16 protein-coding genes are annotated in these 21,155 nt (G+C 59.7%); 10 read left to right on the forward strand and 6 right to left on the reverse strand.

From position 1 onward, the window contains the following. Window positions 1–86 precede the first annotated feature (86 nt). Entirely contained in the window at window positions 87–278 is a 192-nt protein-coding gene (locus tag AO353_RS25455; protein ID WP_054597450.1) for a hypothetical protein, read from the forward strand. A gap of 70 nt (window positions 279–348) precedes the next feature. On the opposite strand, the gene AO353_RS25460 is transcribed toward AO353_RS25455, so the two are convergent. The 6 genes from AO353_RS25460 to AO353_RS25485 form a co-directional block, all read right to left on the reverse strand. Beyond that, a complete protein-coding gene (locus tag AO353_RS25460; RefSeq protein WP_054597451.1) occupies window positions 349–702 on the reverse strand; it encodes a DUF1428 domain-containing protein in 354 nt (117 codons plus the stop codon). Window positions 703–812: 110 nt separating this feature from the next. Beyond that, entirely contained in the window at window positions 813–2,105 is a 1,293-nt protein-coding gene (locus tag AO353_RS25465) for a sensor histidine kinase (RefSeq protein ID WP_054598336.1), read from the reverse strand. A gap of 26 nt (window positions 2,106–2,131) precedes the next feature. Beyond that, a complete protein-coding gene (locus AO353_RS25470; RefSeq protein WP_054597452.1) occupies window positions 2,132–5,209 on the reverse strand; it encodes an efflux RND transporter permease subunit in 3,078 nt (1,025 codons plus the stop codon). Continuing rightward, a complete protein-coding gene (locus AO353_RS25475) occupies window positions 5,206–6,399 on the reverse strand; it encodes an efflux RND transporter periplasmic adaptor subunit (protein WP_054597453.1) in 1,194 nt (397 codons plus the stop codon). The genes AO353_RS25470 and AO353_RS25475 overlap by 4 nt, the downstream gene beginning before the upstream one ends. After that, complete coding sequence (locus AO353_RS25480) at window positions 6,396–7,796, reverse strand: efflux transporter outer membrane subunit (RefSeq protein WP_054597454.1); 1,401 nt, start codon at window positions 7,794–7,796, stop codon at window positions 6,396–6,398. The genes AO353_RS25475 and AO353_RS25480 overlap by 4 nt, the downstream gene beginning before the upstream one ends. 104 nt (window positions 7,797–7,900) lie before the next feature. Then, the gene (locus tag AO353_RS25485) at window positions 7,901–8,590 is read right to left on the reverse strand and encodes a response regulator transcription factor (RefSeq protein ID WP_054597455.1); all 690 of its coding nucleotides are present in this window, start codon (window positions 8,588–8,590) and stop codon (window positions 7,901–7,903) included. Window positions 8,591–8,710: 120 nt separating this feature from the next. On the opposite strand from AO353_RS25485, the gene AO353_RS25490 reads away from it, so the two are divergent. The 9 genes from AO353_RS25490 (at window position 8,711) to arnB (ending at window position 21,155) form a co-directional block, all read left to right on the forward strand. Beyond that, window positions 8,711–9,403, forward strand: a complete 693-nt coding sequence (locus tag AO353_RS25490; RefSeq protein WP_054597456.1) for a response regulator transcription factor — start codon at window positions 8,711–8,713, stop codon at window positions 9,401–9,403. Then, the gene (locus AO353_RS25495; protein ID WP_054597457.1) at window positions 9,381–10,754 is read left to right on the forward strand and encodes a sensor histidine kinase; all 1,374 of its coding nucleotides are present in this window, start codon (window positions 9,381–9,383) and stop codon (window positions 10,752–10,754) included. Before AO353_RS25490 ends, AO353_RS25495 begins: the two co-directional genes overlap by 23 nt. Before the next feature lie 296 nt (window positions 10,755–11,050). Further along, window positions 11,051–11,731 (forward strand): histidine phosphatase family protein, encoded by a 681-nt coding sequence (locus AO353_RS25500; protein WP_371917637.1) that lies wholly within the window; start codon window positions 11,051–11,053, stop codon window positions 11,729–11,731. Window positions 11,732–12,260: 529 nt separating this feature from the next. Next, window positions 12,261–13,910 (forward strand): lipid IV(A) 4-amino-4-deoxy-L-arabinosyltransferase, encoded by a 1,650-nt coding sequence (gene arnT / locus AO353_RS25505; RefSeq protein WP_054597459.1) that lies wholly within the window; start codon window positions 12,261–12,263, stop codon window positions 13,908–13,910. Between the two features lie 155 nt (window positions 13,911–14,065). Beyond that, on the forward strand, window positions 14,066–15,601 hold the full coding sequence (locus tag AO353_RS25510) for an ArnT family glycosyltransferase (protein WP_054597460.1): 1,536 nt from the start codon (window positions 14,066–14,068) through the stop codon (window positions 15,599–15,601). Between the two features lie 318 nt (window positions 15,602–15,919). Further along, window positions 15,920–16,936, forward strand: coding sequence for an iron ABC transporter substrate-binding protein (locus tag AO353_RS25515; protein WP_054597461.1), 1,017 nt, complete (start codon window positions 15,920–15,922; stop codon window positions 16,934–16,936). Window positions 16,937–16,940: 4 nt separating this feature from the next. Next, window positions 16,941–18,554: an ABC transporter permease gene (locus AO353_RS25520; RefSeq protein WP_054597462.1), complete on the forward strand. Its 1,614-nt coding sequence runs from the start codon at window positions 16,941–16,943 to the stop codon at window positions 18,552–18,554. Continuing rightward, entirely contained in the window at window positions 18,551–19,657 is a 1,107-nt protein-coding gene (locus AO353_RS25525) for an ABC transporter ATP-binding protein (RefSeq protein ID WP_054597463.1), read from the forward strand. The genes AO353_RS25520 and AO353_RS25525 overlap by 4 nt, the downstream gene beginning before the upstream one ends. A gap of 358 nt (window positions 19,658–20,015) precedes the next feature. Further along, window positions 20,016–21,155 (forward strand): UDP-4-amino-4-deoxy-L-arabinose aminotransferase, encoded by a 1,140-nt coding sequence (arnB, locus tag AO353_RS25530; RefSeq protein WP_019690500.1) that lies wholly within the window; start codon window positions 20,016–20,018, stop codon window positions 21,153–21,155.

Genomic DNA, 21,155 nt, shown 5'->3' on the forward strand with positions numbered 1-21,155 from the left:
AATCTGCCGGCCCACTCAAAACGCATTTCTGGCGCCTCCAGTCATCCACGTTATAGTTGAAAGGACCCGAACTACGTGGAGGGGCTATGCGCCAGATTGTCAGCAAGGAACCCTGGTGGGCTGAACCGCCGAAGCCTGGGCAAGATGAGTCCGAACTGGAGTGGGGTTGGCTGGTCACCTACAACGAGGGCGAGCCGCGTTTCGAGTTCGTGAAAGAGCGGCCAACGGAGAACGAAATCCGTAATCGCAAGAGCTGCCGAATCACCCTTCCGGAATAACCGGCGCGCCATCCGGGGCGGGCCTGCATCCTTTTCAGGCCCGTCTGACATCCGGATGTTGCGACATACTTCACACGTTTACGATCATCTCGAAGCCGCCGAAGATCATCCGTTGACCATCGAAAGGCATTGAGTTGTCCAGTGATTGAAGCCTGGGGTCGTCCATGAACTTCTTCATACCGGTGTCGCGCGTCTGACGGTCCGGCCAGATGATCCACGAGAACACCACGGTCTCGTCTTCCTTGAGTTTTACCGCCATCGGGAACGAGGTCAGTTTGCCTTGAGGCACATCGTCGCCCCAGCATTCGGTCACGCTCAGTGCGCCGTTTTCCTTGAAAATACCGGCCATGAACTCGGCGTGCTGCTTGAATTTATCGCGGTTGGCGGTGGGTACGGCGGCAACAAAGCCATCGACATAGGACATGATCACTCTCCTCTTTGAAATGCGTCATCGATTTACCGGTTAGTCGATCTGCAAGCGTGCAAATCGACCGGCCTGTCAGGCGAACCGACCAACGGACATTTCCGCTCTGGCTAGAGCAGGAGTTGCTTCTGACGCTCTGCCAGGTCCACGGCGAAATGACAGCCGTGGGGTTCGCGGGTGGTGAGTTCCACTCGCCAGTTCTGGTTGGTGCAGATCCGCTGAACCAGCGACAGCCCCAATCCCAGCCCTTCGCCCCGGTGTTCGTCGCCCCTGACAAAGGGCTGGAACATCGCATGGCGTTTTTCTTCCGGAATGCCGATACCGCTGTCTTCCACGCTGAAGCCATGATCTCGCAGGGTCAGGCGAATGAAGCCATGATCAGTATAGTGCCAGGCGTTGCGCAGCAGGTTGCCCATCACCGATTGCAGGAAGGTCAGGTTGTAGTAGCTGTTTGAGGTCTGCTCGTCGAGGTAGATGAACTCCAGGCCTTTTTCCCGGATCAGCCTGCCCCAAATCTCGGCCAACGCATCGGCGACCTCTTTCAAGGAGGCGTTGCCACCGTTAGCGGAGTCGTTGTCCCGGTCACGCGCCAGCATCAGGAACGTGTCAACCAGCTGTCGCATTTCATCGCTGGCCCTGGCAATACGGCTGACCTGGGCCATCGAGCGCTGATCCAGGGCACGATTGCTCAACAACAGCTCACAGGAACTGGCGAGCACCATTAACGGCGTTCGCAATTCGTGGCTGACATCGCTGGTGAAGAGTTTTTCCCGGCCCAGCGCCTCGCGCAGTCGGCCCAGGGTTTGGTCAAAGGACATCGCCAGCTCGCCGACCTCGTCGACGGCATACTCGGGCGCCAGCGGTGGCGCGAGTTCCAGTAGCTGATCACGGTGACGCACCTGACGCGCCAAACGGACCACCGGGGCCATGACGCGTCGCGCCAGCAGCCAGCCCAACAGAATCGCCAGCAGAATGCTCAACGCGAACCCGACAATCACCACCGCGTACAGCACGCGTTCGCGTTGTTCATGGCTTCGCTGATCTTTCAGCAGGACGTATTGGCGACCTTCAACCACCTTCACCATGGCGTAGTAGTCCTCACCGCCAAAGACGATTTCCTGAAACCCCGGCCGCAGCGCCTTGAGCTGTTCGTCCGGGGTCATTTCACCCAGTCCGCCCTCAAAGAAAAACAGCTCGTCTTTTTCCGGTCGATGGGTCCAGTCATCGGTGTTGTCCATCAGCAGCAGGCGTTGCAGTCCACCGCTCAGGCTGGTGGTGGTGAGCTTTCTTTCAACGATATGCACAGTCGCGACAATGCCAACCGCAAAGACCCCTGCGACAAACGCAGTCATCAGTGCGAAAACAATCACAATCCTCTTTGTCAGGCTTTGTTTGGAATCCATGTCTTTCCAGTGTTTGAATGCCGACGTCACACCTTGATGTCCTGCGCGACGAGTTTTTGGCCGCGACGCCGACGCTCAAACCAAAGGTAGACGACCGGGGTGGTGTACAACGTCAGGATCTGCGAGACCGCCAGGCCACCGACAATAGCAATGCCCAATGGCTGGCGAAGCTCCGAGCCGGCACCGTGGCCGAACGCCAATGGCACCGCGCCGAGCAGTGCCGCCAGCGAGGTCATCAGGATCGGCCGCAAGCGCAACAGGCACCCTTCACGCACGGCGTCTCTGGCAGACAAGCCACGCTGCTGGGCCGACAGCGTGAAGTCAACGATCATGATCGCGTTCTTCTTGACGATGCCGATCAGCAAAATAATGCTGATCATCCCAAGGACCGACAGGTCCTGTCCACAGAGCATCAATGCCAGCAGTGCACCGAACCCGGCAGACGGCAGGGTCGAAATGATCGTCAACGGGTGAATCGCGTTCTCGTAGAGCACGCCCAGCACGATGTAGACGGTCAGGATCGCCGCCAGAATCAGCCAGGGTTGTGATTTCAACGAGTCCTGGAACGCCTGGGCGGTGCCCTGGAAACTGCCGACGACAGAGTCCGGCATCGCCACCGCCAAAGACGCCTGGTTGATCGCACTGACCGCATCGCTCAGAGCTTGGCCTGGCGCCAGGTCAAACGACAGGGTAATGGCCGGGAATACCCCTTGGTGGTTGATGATGATCGGCACCTGTTCGGTCTTGATGCTCGCCAACAGATTCAATGGCACCAGGGTTCCGGAGCTGGCGCGTACGTATAAGTGTTCCAGCGTGGTCGTGGACGTCTGCCAGTGCGGGTCCAGTTCGAGAACCACATGGTTCTGGTCGAGTTGGGTGAACATCGTCGCGACCTGACGCTGGCCGAAGGCGTCGTACAGTACGTCGTCGATGGCCTGCACCGTCACGCCCAGACGCGCCGCCGCGGCACGGTCGATCACCAGGGTTGCCTGAGCAATGGCCTGTTGCTGGTCAGAGGTCACATGTTGCAGTTGCGGCAAGCGCTTGAGTTTTTCCAGCAGCACCCCACTCCAGTGATCCAGCTCTGCGCTGTCCGGGTCCTGAAGGGTGTACTGATACTGGGTTTTACTGGCGCGGCCACCGATCTGGATGTCCTGGTTAGCCTGCAAGTAGACCTTGACCCCGGATAGCTGATCGAGCGCTGGTTGCAAACGACTGATCACCTTTTGGGCACTGTCGGTGCGCTCGCCGAACGGCTTGAGGTTGATCATCACCTTGCCCTGGCTGACCGTCGGGTTCGGGCCGATCCAGAAATACACCTTGGCCACCGCGGGGTCATGACCAACGACTTCAGCGACACGGTTGACCTGTTCACGCATGGCCATCGGCGAAATATCGGCAGCGGCTTCGGCAACGCCCTGGATCAGGCCGTTGTCCTGCTGCGGGAAGAAGCCCTTGGGAATGCTCACGTACAATACTGCGGTCGCCAATAGCGTGGCCAATGCCACGCCGAGGGTCAGACGCTGATGGTCGAGCACCCAGTCGAGGCTGCGGCGATAGCCATTGTGCAAGCCAGTGAACGCCCGCTCGCAAGCCTGGGCGAAACGCCCCTCCTCGCTCTCGACATGCGGTTTGAGCAGCCAGGCACACAGCATCGGGGTGATCGCAAGCGAGACGATGCAAGACATGATGATCGCCACGCTGACCGTGACCGCGAACTCGCGCATCAAGCGCCCGACGATCCCCGACATCAACAGGATCGGCAAGAACACCGCGATCAACGACACCGTCATCGAGACAATGGTGAACGCCACTTCGCGCAAACCATCGACCGCCGATTGCAGGCGCGACTTGCCCATCTCCAGATGGCGCACGATGTTCTCCATCACCACGATGGCATCGTCCACCACGAAGCCGACGGCAATGGCCAGGCCCATGATCGACAGATTGTCGAGGCTGTAGCCGAGCAAATACATCACGCCGAAGGTCGACACCAGCGACAACGGAATGGTCAGGCTGGGAATCAGCGTGGCGGTAGCCTTGCGCAGGAACACGAAGATCACCACAACCACCAGGGCAATCGACAACAGCAAGGTGAATTGCATGTCGTTGACCGAGGCTTCGATGGTCTGGGTACGATCGCCGACCACCTGAACCTGCACGTCGCGAGGCAACGACGCGGTCAGTTCGGACAACTTCGCCTTGATCGTGGCGATGGTCGACAGCAGGTTGAAACCCGGTTGTTTGTGAATGTCGACGATCACTGTCGGCTCGCCGCCCAACTGCGCGGCTTGCTGGGTATCTTCGGCACCGGCAATTACCCGGCCAAGGTCACCGAGCTTGATCGGCATGCCGTTTTTATAGGCAATCACCTGATCCCGATAATGCTGTGGATCGAGCATCTGGTCGGTCGCGCCGAGCGTGACGGAACGGGTCTGCCCGTCAAGGGTGCCCTTGGGCTGATCGACGGTACTGACGCCGATCACGCTGCGCACGTCTTCCAGGCTCAGGCCGCGTGCGGCCAGCGCATCCGGATCGATCTGAATCCGCACCGCCGGTTTTTGCTCACCGTGGAAATCCACCAGGCCGACGCCGGGCATCTGCGACAAACGCTGGGCAATGTAGTTGTCCGCGTAACGGTCGAGTTCCGGCAGCGTGCGCGTCGGTGAGGTCACGGCCAGTGACAACACTGTCCCTTCCGCCGGGTTGACCTTGTTGAAGGTCGGCGTACTGGTCATGGTCTTCGGCAGGTTCGGGGTCGCGGTGTTGATCGCGGTCTGCACATCCTGCGCAGCGCCGTCGATGTTCCGTGACAGGTCGAACTGCAACACCACCTGAGTCTTGCCGGCCGCGCTCGAGGAGGTCATCGAGGTGACTTGCGGAACCGCGGCAAAGGCTCTTTCCAGTGGCGTCGCAACCGATGAAGCCATGGTCTCGGCGCTGGCCCCGGAGAGTTTGGCGGTCACTTGAATGGTCGGAAAGTCCACCGTAGGCAAAGGCGCCACTGGCAACTGGAAGTACGCGAAAGCCCCCAGCAACATCACCCCAAGCGCCAACAGGCTCAGGCCCACGCGTCGTTGAATCAGTCCGGCGAGCCCTTTCATCGTGCGCTCTCCACTGGCGTGGCGGCCGCCAGCGCAGCGGCTTCGTCAGCCTTGATCGGTGCAACTTTGACGCCCGGTGCAATGCGTGACTGGCCTTGCACGACGACCGTTTCGCCAGCGGCCAGCCCCTGGCGAATCCACTGCTTGCCATCGACCACCACAGCGGCATCGACCTGACGCGGCTGCACCCGTTGATCGGCGCCGACTACATAGACAAAGTCGCCCTGACGACCGAACTGCACGGCATTGGTCGGCACTACCGTGACGTCCTGGCGGGTGCTGACCAGCAAGCGTGCGCTGACCAATTCGCCAGGCCACAACTGGTTGGTGCTGTTGTCGAACTCGGCCTTCAACTGGATCTGACCACTCGCGGCAGCGACCTGGCTATCAATGAAGCTCAGACGGCCGCGAGCGATTTCCTGATGGCCGTCGCGGGTCATGGCGACCACTTGCAAGGCGCCCTTGGCGTTTTCTGCAAGGATCTGTGGAAGTTCGTCCTGGGAAACGGCGAACGCCACCGAGATCGGGTTCATCTGGGTAATGGTCACCAAGCCCGTGGCTTCCGCTCCGTGGGCGATGGCGCCGACATCCAGCAAGCGCTGGCCGGTACGCCCGGTCAGCGGTGCCTTGACCTGCGTGAACTCCAGTTGCAGGCGCGCGTTATCCAGTGCCGCCTGATCAGCCTGCACCGTGGCCTGTTGCGCTGCCAGTTCGGCGCGATAGGTGTCGACGTCCTGGGTCGGCCCGGCCTTGGCGGCCGCCAGTTTGCTGGCCCGGTCCAGGCTCACCCGCAGGTTCGACAGTTGCGCCTGATCCTTGGCCACCAGTGCTTGCGCCTGAGCCACCTGAGCCTGGTAAACCCGTGGATCGATCACCGCCAGCAGACTGCCGGCGTTCACCATCTGGCCTTCCTTGAACAGGACTTTCTGCAACTCGCCATCCACCCGAACCCGCACATTGACGCTATTGAGCGGCTGGACATTGCCAATCGCACTGAGCCAGATCGGCAGGTCCTGCTGGCTGACTTGCGTCAGTTGCACCGGCACGGCGGCTGCCTCGGTTTTGGCCGGTGCCGCCTGAGCCCGCTTGACCCACTGAAATCCACCTGCACCTGCGCCCAACAGGAGAATCAGTAGCGCCCAAGAGAGTGCTCGATGGCGAGGGTTCGCAACGCGTTGCTTAGCATTCATGGGTGTGACGCCTGAGAAGGAGAAAGGGAAGCAAGGGTGTCGGGGGTGAAATCACCGCCCAGTGCCCGGAACAAACCGACGGCGGCCTGCAGGTGTTGCAGGCGCACCTGCAGCAGCGTGTCTTCGGCCTGATACTGGGTGCGCTCGACGATCAACAAGGTCTGGAAATCGGTGGAACCCAGTCGATAACGCACCTGCGCGAGCCTGGCAGCCTCGCGGGCGGAATCCACTGCGGCCTGATTCAAGGCAAAGCTTTTATCCAGTTCGCGGGTAGCGCTCAGTTGGGTTTCGACGTCTTGCAGCGCCTCGATCACCGATTCACGGTAACTGGCGGTGAGTTCCTGCACGTGGGCCTGATCAACGTGCAATTGACCCGTGAGCTGGCCGCCGGTGAACACCGGTTGGGTCAATGTGCCGACGACGCTCCAGATGTTGCCGCCAGCAATGGTGTCGATACCGCCAATCAGGTCCAGCGACAGATTTGGCAAGAACGCCGCACGGGCGACCCCGACATCGAAGTTGGCCGAAACCAGTCGCGCTTCGGCTGCTTGCACATCAGGCCGTTGACGCAGCAGGCCGATGGGCAGTCCAGCGGACGGACGCGGCATCTGCAAACCGTCAAGACCGGAACTTTTCAGGTGAAAGCCTTGCGGCGTCTCGCCCACCAGTACCGCCAATTGGTAGAGCGCCAGATCGCGCTGCTGACGCAAAGGTGGCATCGCCGCCTGGAAGGTTTGCAGGGCGTTTCGTTGCTGCGCCACTTCAAGATTGGACACGGCGCCCTGGCTGGCCTGGACTTCGACCAGATCTAGCACCTGCTTGGCGTCGTCGGCAATTGACTGGGCCAGGCGCAGCCGTTCTTCCAGTGACAAGACCTGGAAGTAGCTGTCGGCGATGCTCGCCCCCAGACCCATGCGCAGGGTTTGCGCGTCGAACACACTGGCATTGGCCAACGCGTCAGCTGAGTCGGCGGCTGCGCGCTGTTTGCCCCAGAAGTCCAGCTCGTAGGTCGCTTGGGCGAACACGCTGCTTTTCTTGGTGGTGCCGTAATTATTCTGACGCTGGACATTGCCGCCCAGTGCCAGGGTCGGATATTGCCCGGCGCCGACCACCTGAGCCGAAGCCCGTGCCTCTTCGATGCGGCTGGCCGCGGCTTTAAGGGTGTAATTGGCCGAGAGGCCACGGGTGATCAGGTCATTTAGTTCAGCGCTGTGGAATTCGCTCCACCACTGCCCTCCCCGTGCGGCGGATGTTTGCCCGGTACCCTTCCAGTTTGCCGCCAGCGGCAGCTCCGGTTGATGGTAAGCGGGCACCATCGAGCAGCCACCGAGCATCAATACGCCCAGCAGCACCGATAGGGATAAAAAGTTACGCCTCGGTGAGGTTGCAACTGACATTGGCACGCGATCTCCGGCTGAAACGTTTGTGGAGCCTGTCCACGAATCAGCCGAAGATAGCCAACAGCGCCTTGCAGAGCGTTCGCCTGCAGGTAAACTTTTATTTAATCGGGCTCGCGACGGCCCTGGAAACTGTAACCCGCGCCCGGAATGGTCCTGATCAGCGAGTACTCGAAACCTTCATCGAGTTTGCGCCGCAAGCGATGGATATGTTTGTCGATGACATTGTCATTGGGGTCGAAGGCGTAATCCCAGGCGCTGTCGAGCAGCATGTCGCGGGTGACCACCTGACCGCTGTGGCGCATGAGTTTTTCCAGCAGCAACGCCTCTCGCTGTTGCAAGACAATGCTACGGCCCTGACGCACCGCCGTACGGGTCGCGCAGTCGAGTTCGAGTTCGCCGACTTGCAGCTTGCGCCCTGCTGCACTCGGTTGATCGGCGCCGCGCAATAAAGCGTCGAGACGTGCCAGCACCTCGGCGAACGCGTAGGGTTTTGCCAGGTAATCGTCACAACCGGCTTGCAAGCCTTCGACCTTTTGCGCAGTGGTCGACTGAGCACTGAGCATCAACACCGGAATACGTGAACCGCGACTGCGTATCGCCCGCACCAGGGCGATACCGTCGAGCCCCGGCAGGCGTCGGTCGACAATCAACGCGTCATGAATACCTTCCAGGGCCATGGCCAGACCATCGTTGCCGTCTTCGGCGACATCCACCACGTGCCCGCTTTCCGTCAGCCCACGCAACAGGTAGGTGGCGGTCTGGGCATCGTCTTCAACGACTAGAATGCGCAAGGAGCTTTCTCTCTTAACAGGAACCTAAACTTTTATTTATCCGGCGGCGACGTTGGCGTCTTCCTGGGTTTGACACACTATGCCATCTCTCCACTCGTTCAAGTGACCGGTTCAACTCCCATGACCCATGTTCTGGTCGTCGAAGACGACAGCTCCACCGCCCGCGAAATTGAAGCAGCCCTGCAGGACCACGGGTTTACCGTCACGTGCGTGAACAATGGCCGCGACGGTTTGCTCAAAGCCCTCAGCGAGCCCTTTGATCTGATCGTGCTCGACCGGATGCTGCCGGGCGGCATCGATGGGCTGGGCGTATTGACCGCCTTGCGAGCGGCGAGCGTTAGCACGCCGGTGTTGATCCTCAGTGCCCTGAGCGCGCTGGATGAGCGTGTTCGAGGCTTGCGCGCCGGTGGCGATGACTACCTGACCAAGCCTTTCGAATTCATCGAGCTGACCGCACGGCTGGACGCCTTAAGCCGTCGCCGTGCCGAACCCGCCACCCGCGAACCGGACAATCAACTGCGCGTCGGCAACCTGCACGTCGACCTGTTACGCCGCAGTGTGCGCCGTGGCGATCGAACCATCGACCTGGTTCCGCGTGAATACGCGTTGCTGGAACACCTGATGCGCAACGCCGAACAGGTGGTCACGCGCACCATGTTGTTTGAAGCCGTGTGGAATTACAGCTACGACGAGCGCACCAATGTCATCGAGGTGCACATCGGCCGCCTGCGTCGCAAGATCGACGCCGAAGGTGAACCGCAGATGATCCACACCATTCGGGGGGCCGGCTATGTTCTCCGTTCACCTGAGTGAGATTCCGCGCACCATCAGTTTTCGTACGGGCCTTATGTTCCTGGGGCTGTTCGGTTGCTCGTTTCTGGCGCTATTTGGCTACATTTACTGGCAGACCGCGTTTTACCTGAAGACCGAGGCCGACACTGCACTCTATCGTCAGGTAGAGAACCGCAGTCAGCAAACCCCGCAACTGCGGGAAGAGGAAATCCGCAAACACGCCATTTCGGACACGGAAGGCCGCCTGCCCCACAGTTTGTTCGATGAAAACGGCCAGTACATTGTCGGCGCCATTCATCAACTGCCGCCGTTCAGAAAATATGATCGCCCCGCCGAGTTCGACTGGCAAAAAACCAATGATCGCTCCCGTCCGGTGCGGTTCATCGTTCATAAACTGGAAGACGGCAAAACCTTGCTGGTCGCCCAGGACATGCATGATATCGGCGAGTTCGACGAACTTTTGGTTCATGCGCTGGTTTCCGGTGGGGTCCTGCTGCTGGTGGTCGGCCTGTTAGGTGCGATCGGCCTCGGCTACTCGGCGCGGCGCCGTCTCGACAAGTTGAGCGACTCGATCAAAGGTATCATCGAGGGCGACTTGAGCAGCCGCTTGCCCACCCTGGGCAACAACGATGATATCGACCGCCTCGCCAACGTCGTCAACGGCATGCTTGATGAACTGGAACGCTTGATGAGCGAGGTCAAGGGTGTCTGCGACGACATCGCCCACGACCTGCGCACGCCCCTGACCCGGCTGATTGCCGGCCTTGAGCGCGCGCAACGGCGGGGTCTGCGCGAGGACGAATACGCCGCCAGCATTGATTCGGCCCTGACCGAGGCCAAGGGCCTGCTGCTGACGTTCCGTGCCTTGCTGCGCATTTCCGAGATTGAGGACAGCGCACGACGCAGCCACTTTGCGCCGGTCGATCTGAACCTGATTGGCGCCGATGCCACCGAACTCTACGAACCGCTGGCCGAGGAACGCGGCATCAGCCTGGCGTTCCATGCCGGCGCGCAGCCAACGCTGATCGCTGGCGATGCGCAACTGCTGTTCGATGCCTGCTGCAACCTGCTGGATAACGCGATCAAGTTCTCACCCGACCATAGCAGCGTCAGTCTCAGCGTCATCAGCGACGCAACGGGCGTCGGTATTCGGGTAGTCGATAACGGTCCGGGAATTGCGGAAGACGAGCGCGAGGCGGTATTTCGCCGGCTCTACCGTTCAGAACTGAGCCGTCACACACCCGGCAACGGGTTGGGCTTGAGCATGGTGTCGGCCGTGGCGCGGTTGCACGACATGAAGCTTGCGGTCTACGACGCGGCCCCGGGTTGCCGAATCGATCTGCTGGGAAAACAGACTCACGAAACAGCTTGAAACAATCGGTCTCGGGCGGCTCTTGCCGCCTTCCCGACGACCTCGCGCGAGGTCTTGGCGCAGGCCTCTCTGGTCGATGGCAATGCAATTAAAATCAAACAATTAGCTGTCGTTAAGGGTGGGTTAAGCGTTCCAGCGAAATTTTCACATTCGTTTCACTTATCCCCCACTTGCCCGCCTCTACATTGATCATCACAAATCGACCTTCAATGCTCGCGTTTTCCGTGAACTGTCTATCCTGACTGCTTGAACGGAATCGACATTCTTCGTCTCAATACGACTTACAGGTGAAAGGCGTGGTTAATACTGTATTACCCAAGGACTCGCCTAAACGAGCGGTCAACAAGCGGTTTCTGAAGGTCACGCTAGCGGCGTCGGCAGTGATAGTGGCCGCTCTGGTCACGGGGTTCACCTTGTGGCCCCGGTCTCCAGCGATGCTGGCGGAAAGTGATCACATGGCAACGGCTGGCGTATTCCAACACTGGCAGGCAGGCGATGTGGTGGTGCTGGTTCGACATGCCGAACGCTGCGATCAGTCGAAAAACCCGTGCCTGGGCCCGGCCGATGGCATTACCCAGGTAGGCAGCGCGGCATCGACGGACGTCGGCAAGGGGTTCAACGCCCTGGGCATGGACCATGCGGATGTGTTCAGCAGCCCGGCGACCCGCACGATGCAAACCGCGCAGTACATGTTTGGCAAAGAGGCGTCGAATCAGGAATGGCTGGCCCAATGTGGCAAGACCATGCGTGACGATGTGGTCGCACACAAAACGGCACATCGCAACCTGGTCCTGGTCACGCACAGCGGCTGTATCAGCGACTTCGAGAAACAAACCGGCTTCAAGCATGCTCCCACCAGTCAGTACACCAGTTCCCTGTTCGTTTCGGTGACGGCTGACGGGCAGCTGAAAGTGCTCGGCATTGTGAATTCCGGGGACTGGCCAGCCGTGCTTGATAAGCGATTCGCCAGCAAATAATACGGTTTGCCAGGACACGCCAGCGCTGTTAACGAACTCAAAAAATATTGCCATTACGGCAGTTCGCCAGCGCTCGCGTACATTCGAAACAAATTGAATAACTTTATTTTTTTCAGCGAGTTACTGAAAATCCGGGGATTTCACGCTTGAATGCCTGTTTGGGGGAAATCCTCAATGGAAGACTCGACGCTCCACTTGTAGCATGCGGTGCCCGCTCACAGCGGCTTACCCACCTACCCCCGTCCAGTCCGCTGCCAGGAGGCCCAGGAATGTCATGCGCCGACTTTATCCTTTTGCCGAGTAATGCGGCCGGCTCGCCACAGCGATGCCTGCGCCCCTGCACGCGTCTTTGTTGAAGAAGGCCGGCGCAGCATCGAACGTCATAACCAAAACACCAAAAACCGAGCAACGTCTTCCGGTATCAAGGCCGTCCCATGAAGCGAAAAATAATATTCGTTACGCATCACTTTACTGATTGCTCTCGCAGCAATCCGAACCGCCGAATGAAGTCGCAGGGAGCACGAGTCAAATGATCAAGCGCTGGGCTCTACCCTGCCTGTTATTGGCCTTCGGCCTGTTCTACCTGTTGCCGATGGTCGGCCACGGGCTATGGATTCCTGACGAGCCCCGCTACGCACAGATCAGCCAGGAGATGTTGCTGAGCGGTGACTGGGTGTCTCCGCACTTCATGGGTTTTCGCTACTTCGAGAAGCCCATTGCCGGTTACTGGATGATTGCCATTGGTCAGGCGATCTTCGGCGAGAACCTGTTTGGCGTGCGTATTGCCTCGGCAGTCGCCACCGGGCTGAGTGTGTGGCTGGCGTATCTGATCGCCCGTCGCCTATGGAACGATCCGCGCAAAAGTTTCGCTGCTGCCCTGCTCTACATGAGCTTCGGCCTGATCGCCGGCCAGGCTGGCTACTCCAACCTTGATCCGCAGTTCACCTTCTGGGTCAACCTGAGCCTGGTTGCCCTGTGGTTTGCTCTGGATAACAAAACCCCACGCAGCAAACTCGGGGCCTGGGCCCTGCTCGGCTTCGCCTGCGGCATGGGTTTCCTGACCAAGGGCTTCCTTGCCTGGCTGTTGCCGGTGTTGATCGCACTGCCTTACATGATCTGGCAAAAGCGCTTTGGTGAGTTGCTGCGCTATGGCCCGGTAGCGCTGGTCGTCGCCATCATCGTCAGCCTGCCGTGGGTACTGGCGATCAATAGTCACGAACCGGATTTCTGGCGGTTCTTCTTCTGGCACGAGCACATTCGCCGGTTCGCCGCCGAAGATGCCCAGCACACCCGGCCGTGGTGGTTCTTCCTGCCAATCATGGTGGTTTCGAGCCTTCCGTGGGCAGCCCTGTTGCCCTCGACACTGGTTCAGGCCTGGAAAAACAAGACTCAGAACACCACCGGCTTCCTGTTGCTGTGGATGCTCCTGCCGCTGGTATTTTTCAGCCTGAGCAAAGGCAAGCTGCCGACCTACATCATGCCGTGCCTGCTGCCGCTGGCCTTGCTGATGGCCAGCACCCTGATCGATCTGGTGAGCGAGGCCCGTGGCCGGGCGATTCGTATCAACGGCCTGATCAACGTAGCGATCGCGACGATTGCCCTGATTGTCCTGATCTATCTGCAGATCACCCGGCCGATCTTTGAAAACACCGAAATGTTCACCCTGTCGCTGGGCTTCATCGTGTTGGCCGGCTGGATCATCGCCAACGCCTTGCAAGCACTCCGGCCGCTGGTCTATTGGGCCACTCCGGCACTGGGAATCTGGCTACTGGTCGCCCTGTTGCCGGCCGCCATGCCAGCTGTCATCGTCAACAGCAAAATGCCTGACCAGTTCATCGCCGAACATGTTCAGGAATTGAGCGAGACCACTTCGCTGCTGAGTAACGACCTGGGTGCGGCTTCGGCATTATCCTGGCGCCTGAAGCGCCCGCAAGTTGACCTGTACAACACTGTGGGTGAGTTGAAGTACGGTACCGATTTCCCTGAGGCAGCACACCGCAAAGTCGACATGGACAGTGTCCAGCAGTGGATGACCGAAGCCCGTAAAAAGGGTTCGGTGGGTGTGGTCATGCGGGTGAAAAATGCCCTGGAAGAGCAGGAAGTCTTGCTGCTGCCAATCGACGGCAAGCACTACAAACGGGGCGAACTGGAGATCCTGATTTTCCCGAAACTGCCCTGACGATTCCTGATGCGCCGGTTTACCGGGTGACGATCTACAGATCGTCACCCGGCAAGTAGATGATCTGCATTTTCTGACCCCGGCGCGCAGGTCGCGGCGCTCAAAGGCACGGCGCAATCCTGCAGCTGGCGGTCGAGACCGAAGGGAAATACCACATGAAGTCGCGGGAAACGGAAACACGCGCGCTGCTGATCCTGCTTGGGGTTTCAGCGCTACTCCTGTTATTGGGACTGGGCACACGGGAACTTTGGGGCCCGGAAACCCGTTGGGCGAATATCACGCTGCAGATGCTGCAAAGCGGTAACTACTTCGACCCGTACCTCATGGGCGGCTCCTATTACGACAAACCACTGCCCTCCTACTGGTTGATTACCGCCACCACCTGGTTTACAGGCGGCCTGGGCCACTGGTCCTTGCGTCTGTCTTCGGTGATTGCTGCCTGGCTGAGTGTCTGGCTGGTCTACTTGATCGGCGAGCAACTGTTTCGCAAAGGCACCGGTCTGATCGCCGGCTGGATGCTCGCAACCACCTTCTATTTCGTCTTTTGGGCCCGAGTCGCGACGGCTGACATTCTGACCGTCTGCGGTGTGCTGGCAGCAATCTGGTGGTATTGGCGCGGCCCGGACGACACGCGACTCGGGCGCTACTGCGTGTTCTTCCTGCTGCTGTCCGTGACCTCGCTGTTCAAAGGCCTGATCGGCTTTATCCTGCCCGGCCTGGTGCTGTTGCCGCATCTGCTGCAAGAAGGCCGCTGGAAACGTCACCTCAACCTGCGCCTGTGCGTCGCCCTGCTGGTTGCCGGCCTGGTCTATGCGGTGCCGTTCGTGTTGTCGAATATCTACGGCGCGCCCACCTCCGCCCAGAGCGGTCTGGGGCTGGTCTTCCGGGAAAACGTGGTGCGGTTTTTCCAGCCGTTCGACCACATCGGGCCCATTTACACCTACCTGATCTACTTGCCGGTTTATACCCTGCCATGGGCACCGTACTGGGTGCTTGGGCTGTGGGTCGCGGCCCGTAACTGGCGCACACTCGAACCCAATGCCCGTTGGTTGATCTGGGGTTTGGGCTTGTTGTTCCTGTTCTTCACCGCCAGTGGTAGCCGACGCAGTTACTACGTTTTGCCGCTGGTACCATTTGCCCAACTGTTGGCGGCCTGGTGGGTCACCCGGCACATGGAAGAACGGCGCGCTGCCGGCAAAGCCGAAGGACGCGGCCTGAAAATCGGCTTTGGCGTCACCACGGCCCTGCTATTGCTGATCCTCGGGATTATCGTGCCCTGGAGCAACACCGGTGGCGGCGTCGTGCAATTCGGCAAGGACGTCAAGGCCCAGGCCAGCCTGATTGCGCCATGGAATCAATGGCGGATGGTGATGGTCGATGTCGACAACAAAGTCCCGATGTACCTGCAAAACGACGGTGCGCCTTTCTACTACGTGCCCGAAAGCAAGGACTTCCCTCGCGAAGGCACCACCGCACAGTTCATGGCATGGCTGGAAAAGGACAGCGGCCAGCAGTGGAACCCGCAGCGCACCATCATTGTCGCGCACTACAAACGTGGCGATACGCTGCCGCTGAACTACCTCAGCGTCGACCACCAGGCCGTCGTCACGCAGCCAGACAACGGTGAACGGCTGCTGCATCCGCGCTCGGATGCCAGCGTCGCCTTCATCCCCAACGCCCCCGCCCAATGAAAAATGATCGAGAGGCCCATCGGGCCTCTCGATCCTTCCCGGCACGGCTCACGTGAAATCAGTGAGCCAGTCGACGATAGTGTTTGAATTCAAACCACTCTGTCCTTCAAACTCCCTCCTTAGCGCCTCAATCTAAATACAAACGACATTGATTAACGACTTGTTTGACGCTTTTTTCACATATCCCGCACTACATTGCCGCCACCAAAATCCATGCGAATGATTCGCATTGTTCTGGGCGAGCTGCAGGGATTGCGGGAATCGAACAACAGGCTTGCCCATCTGATTCTTTATAAAACTGCAGGAGCTGCTAACAAAATGAATCATCGTCGCCCTTCGTTTCTGAAAATCGCGCTGCTCGCCACCGCCCTTATGGGTGCTGGCCATGTTTTTGCTGCGCCAAGCAGCGACGGCATCGTGGTCTATAACGCGCAGCATGAGACCCTGACCAAGGCCTGGGTCGAAGGTTTTACCCATGAAACAGGGATCAAGGTCACGCTGCGCAACGGCGATGACAGCGAGATGGGCAATCAGCTGGTGCAAGAAGGCGCGGCCTCCCCGGCAGACGTATTCCTGACCGAGAACTCCCCGGCCATGGTGCTGGTGGATAACGCCGGGCTGTTTACCCCTGTTGCGCCGTCGACCCTGGAGCAAATCGGTTCGGCCTATCGCCCGGCCCATGGCAAATGGGTGGGCATCGCCGCTCGCTCGACCGTGTTTGTCTACAACAAAGCCAAGCTGGCCGAAGCCGATCTGCCAAAGTCTCTGATGGACCTGGCTTCCCCAAGCTGGAAAGGTCGTTGGGCCGGTTCGCCTGCCGGCGCCGATTTCCAGGCCATCGTCGCCGCCGTACTGGAACTCAAGGGCGAAGCCGCCACCCTGGAATGGTTGAAAGGCATGAAAGCCAACGCCACCGCCTACCGTGGCAACAGCGCTGTGCTCAAGGCAGTGAACGCCGGTCAGATTGAAGGCGGCGTGATCTACCACTACTACAGCTTCGTCGATCAGAGCAAAACCGGCGAAAACAGCAAGAACACCTCGCTGCACTACTTCAAGCACAAAGATCCGGGCGCGTTTGTCAGCCTCTCCGGTGGCGCTGTCCTGGCGTCCAGTAAACACCAGGAAGAAGCTCAGGCGTTCCTGAAGTGGATCACCGGCAAAGAAGGCCAGGCTATTCTGAAAAACGGTAACTCGTTTGAATACGCCGTAGGCCAGAAAGCCGAGTCGAACCCGAAACTGGTGCCGCTGGCGCAACTTGACGCGCCTGTGGTCGATGCCTCCAGACTCAACAGCAAAAAAGTTGTCGAGCTGATGACTCAGGCGGGGTTGTTGTAATCCGATGTCCAAGCCAGTCGCGCTGCCAGAAGCTAGTAAAGTCGTCGATCTGACGACTCTGGCCAACCCTCGTCAACACCCTCGCCGCGCCTCCGGAAGGCGTAGCGGTTCGTGGGTGGTGGCCATATCCATTCTGGTGTCGTTGCTGGCCCTGCTGCCGTTGGCGTTTGTCATCGGCATTTCCATCAAGACCGGCTGGGCGACAATTGCCGAGCTGGTCTTCAGGCCCCGAGTGGCCGAACTTTTGATCAACACCGTGTTGCTGGTGGTGATCACGATTCCCCTGTGTATCGCGCTCGGCGTGGCACTCGCCTGGTTGACCGAACGCACCGATTTGCCGGGCCGCCGCCTCTGGTCGGTGCTGGCAACGGCACCGATTGCGGTGCCGGCCTTTGTCCACAGTTATGCCTGGGTCAGCCTGGTGCCACCGATTCACGGGTTGTTTGCCGGGGTGCTGGTTTCGGTTATCGCCTACTTCCCGTTCCTCTATCTGCCAGTCGCCGCCACCTTGCGGCGCCTTGATCCGGCCATCGAGGATGTCTCCGAATCGCTGGGCCTGAAGCCCTGGGCGGTGTTTTTCCGGGTCGTGCTGCCGCAACTGCGCCTGGCCATCTGTGGCGGCGCCTTGCTGGTCGGCCTGCACTTGCTGGCCGAATACGGCCTGTACGCGATGATTCGCTTCGACACCTTCACCACGGCGATCTTCGACCAGTTCCAGTCGAGCTTCAACGGCCCGGCGGCGAATATGCTGGCCGGGGTGCTGGCGCTGTGCTGCCTGCTGATGTTGACCGCTGAATCCGCATCACGTGGCCACGCCCGTTACGCACGCGTCGGTTCCGGCAGTGCGCGCCTGCAACGCACTCAGCGGCTGACACGCAACACCAAAGCCGCAGCATTGTTGCTGCCCATCATCACCAGCGTGCTGGCCCTCGGTGTGCCGCTGATTACCCTGGCCCAATGGTTGATTGCCGGTGGCGCGGACGTCTGGCGCATGGCGGAAATACTTCCGGCATTGAAGCAGACCCTCGTTCTGGCCAGTGTCGGCGCGCTCATCACCACCTGCGCAGCCGTTCCGGTGGCCTGGTTGTCGATACGCTCGCCGGGGCGCCTGCATCGCATCCTGGAAAGCTGCAATTACATCACCAGTTCATTGCCGGGAATCGTCGTGGCGCTGGCCCTGGTGACCGTCACCATCAGCTTTGCCCGGCCGATTTACCAGACCACCATCACGGTACTGCTGGCGTACCTGCTGATGTTCTTGCCACGCGCGCTGGTCAGTTTGCGCGCCGGTATTGCCCAGGCACCGGTAGAACTGGAAAATATCGCCCGCAGCCTGGGCCGCTCGCCGAGCCAGGCGCTCTGGCTGATTACCATGCGCCTGGCCGCACCAGGGGCCGCCGCCGGCGCAGCGCTGGTGTTTCTGGCGATCACCAATGAACTGACCGCAACCCTGCTGCTCTCGCCAAGTGGCACCCGCACCCTGGCCACCGGTTTTTGGGCCATGACCAGCGAAATTGACTACGCCGCAGCGGCCCCTTATGCGCTGATCATGATTTTGCTGTCGCTTCCGTTGACCGCGCTTCTCTATCATCAATCCAAACGCACGGCAGGCCGATGAACGCTCTCGAACTGAACTCCATCTATAAAACCTTCGGCGCCCTGCCTGCCTTGGACAACGTCAGCCTGTCGGTGCCAGCGGGCAGTCGCACGGCCATCGTCGGCCCTTCCGGCTCGGGCAAGACCACCCTGCTGCGGATGATTGCCGGGTTCGAGTTTCCCGATTCCGGCAGCATCACGCTCAACGGCCAGACACTGGTCGATGGTTCGACCGAAGTCCCCGCGCATCAGCGCATGATTGGTTATGTGCCACAGGACGGTGCGCTGTTTCCACACATGACGGTTGCCGGCAACATTGCCTTTGGACTGTCGGGTGATGCCGCCTTGAAGCAAGCACGCGTCGCCGAGCTGATGGACATGGTGTCGCTGGATGCACGCATGAGCCAGCGCTGGCCGCACGAGCTTTCCGGTGGTCAGCAACAACGGGTAGCCCTGGCCCGCGCCTTGGCGCAACGACCTCGGCTGATGCTGCTGGACGAACCCTTCTCGGCGCTGGACACCGGCCTGCGGGCGTCCATGCGCAAGATGGTTGCCAAACTTCTGTCAGACACCGGCGTGACCACCATCCTGGTGACTCACGATCAGTCCGAAGCGTTGTCATTTGCCGATCAATTGGCCGTGATGCGCCAGGGTCGGTTGGTGCAGACCGGGCAACCGATGGACCTGTACCTGCATCCTCGCGATGAAGAAACGGCGCTGTTCCTCGGGGATGCCGTGGTCATGCCGGCGCAGATCGAAAATGGCTACGCGATCTGCGACCTGGGACGGGTTCATGTCAGCAGTACCTCGCCAAACGGTGCAGCGCAGATCATGTTGCGGCCCGAGCAGTTGCAGATTTCCAGTCAGCCCGCCGATCTGGAACAGGTGGATGGCTGCATCGGGGTGGTGACCGATCGCGACTTTGGCGGCAATACCTGCACCTTGACGGTGGAACTGAAGCAACCCTCACCTGCTACGGATGGACAGTCAGCAAGCCGCTCGTTACTGGTTCGCAGTTCCGGGGTACACGCACCGGCCGCTGGCAGCCTGGTACACATTTCAACGCTCGGCAGCGCGCACGTGTTGACTGAGCCTGCTCGCCGCCAGGCGGTTGCGACGCCATAGCTTGCAGCTTGACGCGAACTCAGAAGGACTGTAAGTGTTGAAAAATCCTGAACATTTGCTGTAAAGGTTACAGTTAAACATTCTCGACACCGGTTTTTCATGTCCCTTTCACATTTTCGAGATTACCCTCTGCGCATCCGGAGCGATGCCTTTGGGCCACTCAAACTGCCGGGCGACAAAATAAAAGTCAATTAGTGCACTTTTTCCAGAAGATTGGTTAACTGATTGATATACTTTTTGTTTTTTCGTCTACGCTGTCACCGACTTCGCCTCGAGGCACCGCTTCGAGCTGATTCGCAAGTTGTGCTCCGACTTGCCGCCTTCAAGGGCTGTTGACATATCCAAACCCGAGGTCCACATGAATCAGGCTTTTCTCCCCTTCTCTCGCCCAAGCATCGGTGATGAAGAAATTGCCGCTGTTGAGCAGGTGTTGCGCTCTGGCTGGATCACCACCGGGCCGAAGAACCAGGAGCTGGAGGAGCAATTCGCACAGTACACAGGCTGCCAGCACGCCGTCGCACTGTCTTCTGCAACCGGTGGCATGCACATCACGCTACTGGCGCTGGGTATCGGCCCTGGCGATGAAGTGATCACGCCTTCGCAGACCTGGGTCTCGACCGCCAACATGATCTGCCTGTTGGGCGCTACCCCGGTATTTGTCGACGTCGACCGTGACACCCTGATGACCGATGTCCAGGCCATCGAAGCCGCCATTACCCCGCGCACCAAAGCCATCATCCCGGTGCACTACGCCGGTGCTGCGTTTGATCTCGACCCGCTCTATGCGCTGGCAGACAAACATGGCATCGCCGTCATCGAAGACGCCGCCCATGCCGCCGGTACCCGTTACCGTGGCCGCGCCATTGGCGCTCAGGGCACCGCGATCTTCTCGTTCCACGCGATCAAGAACATGACCTGCGCCGAAGGCGCAATGTTCGTCAGCGACAATCAAGCGCTGGCCGATCGAGTGCGCATGCTCAAGTTCCATGGCCTCGGCGTAGACGCCTACGATCGCCTGACCCACGGCCGTAAACCTCAGGCCATGGTCATCGAGCCTGGCTTCAAGTACAACCTGGCCGACATCAACGCAGCCATTGCACTGGTGCAGCTACAGCGCCTCGACGAGATCAATGCCAAACGCACCGCATTGGCGCAGACCTACCTGCAACGCCTCGAAGGCCTGCCGGTACAACCGCTGAGTGTGCCGACCTACCCGCAACAACACGCCTGGCACCTGTTTATACTGCGCATCGACGCCGAGCGTTGCGGGATGGATCGCGAGGCGTTCATGAAGGCCCTGCAAGAACAGAATATCGGTACGGGTATTCACTTTGTGGCCACCCACCTGCACACTTACTACCGTCAGCGATTCCCGGGCATTCATCTGCCCAATACCGAATGGAACTCGGCACGACTGTGCTCGATCCCGCTGTTCCCCGACATGACTACCGACGATGTCGAACGCGTCGTTGGCGCCATTGAAAACATTCTGGACTGA

It is taken from the genome of Pseudomonas fluorescens (assembly GCF_001307155.1).
Lineage (GTDB): Bacteria > Pseudomonadota > Gammaproteobacteria > Pseudomonadales > Pseudomonadaceae > Aquipseudomonas > Aquipseudomonas helvetica.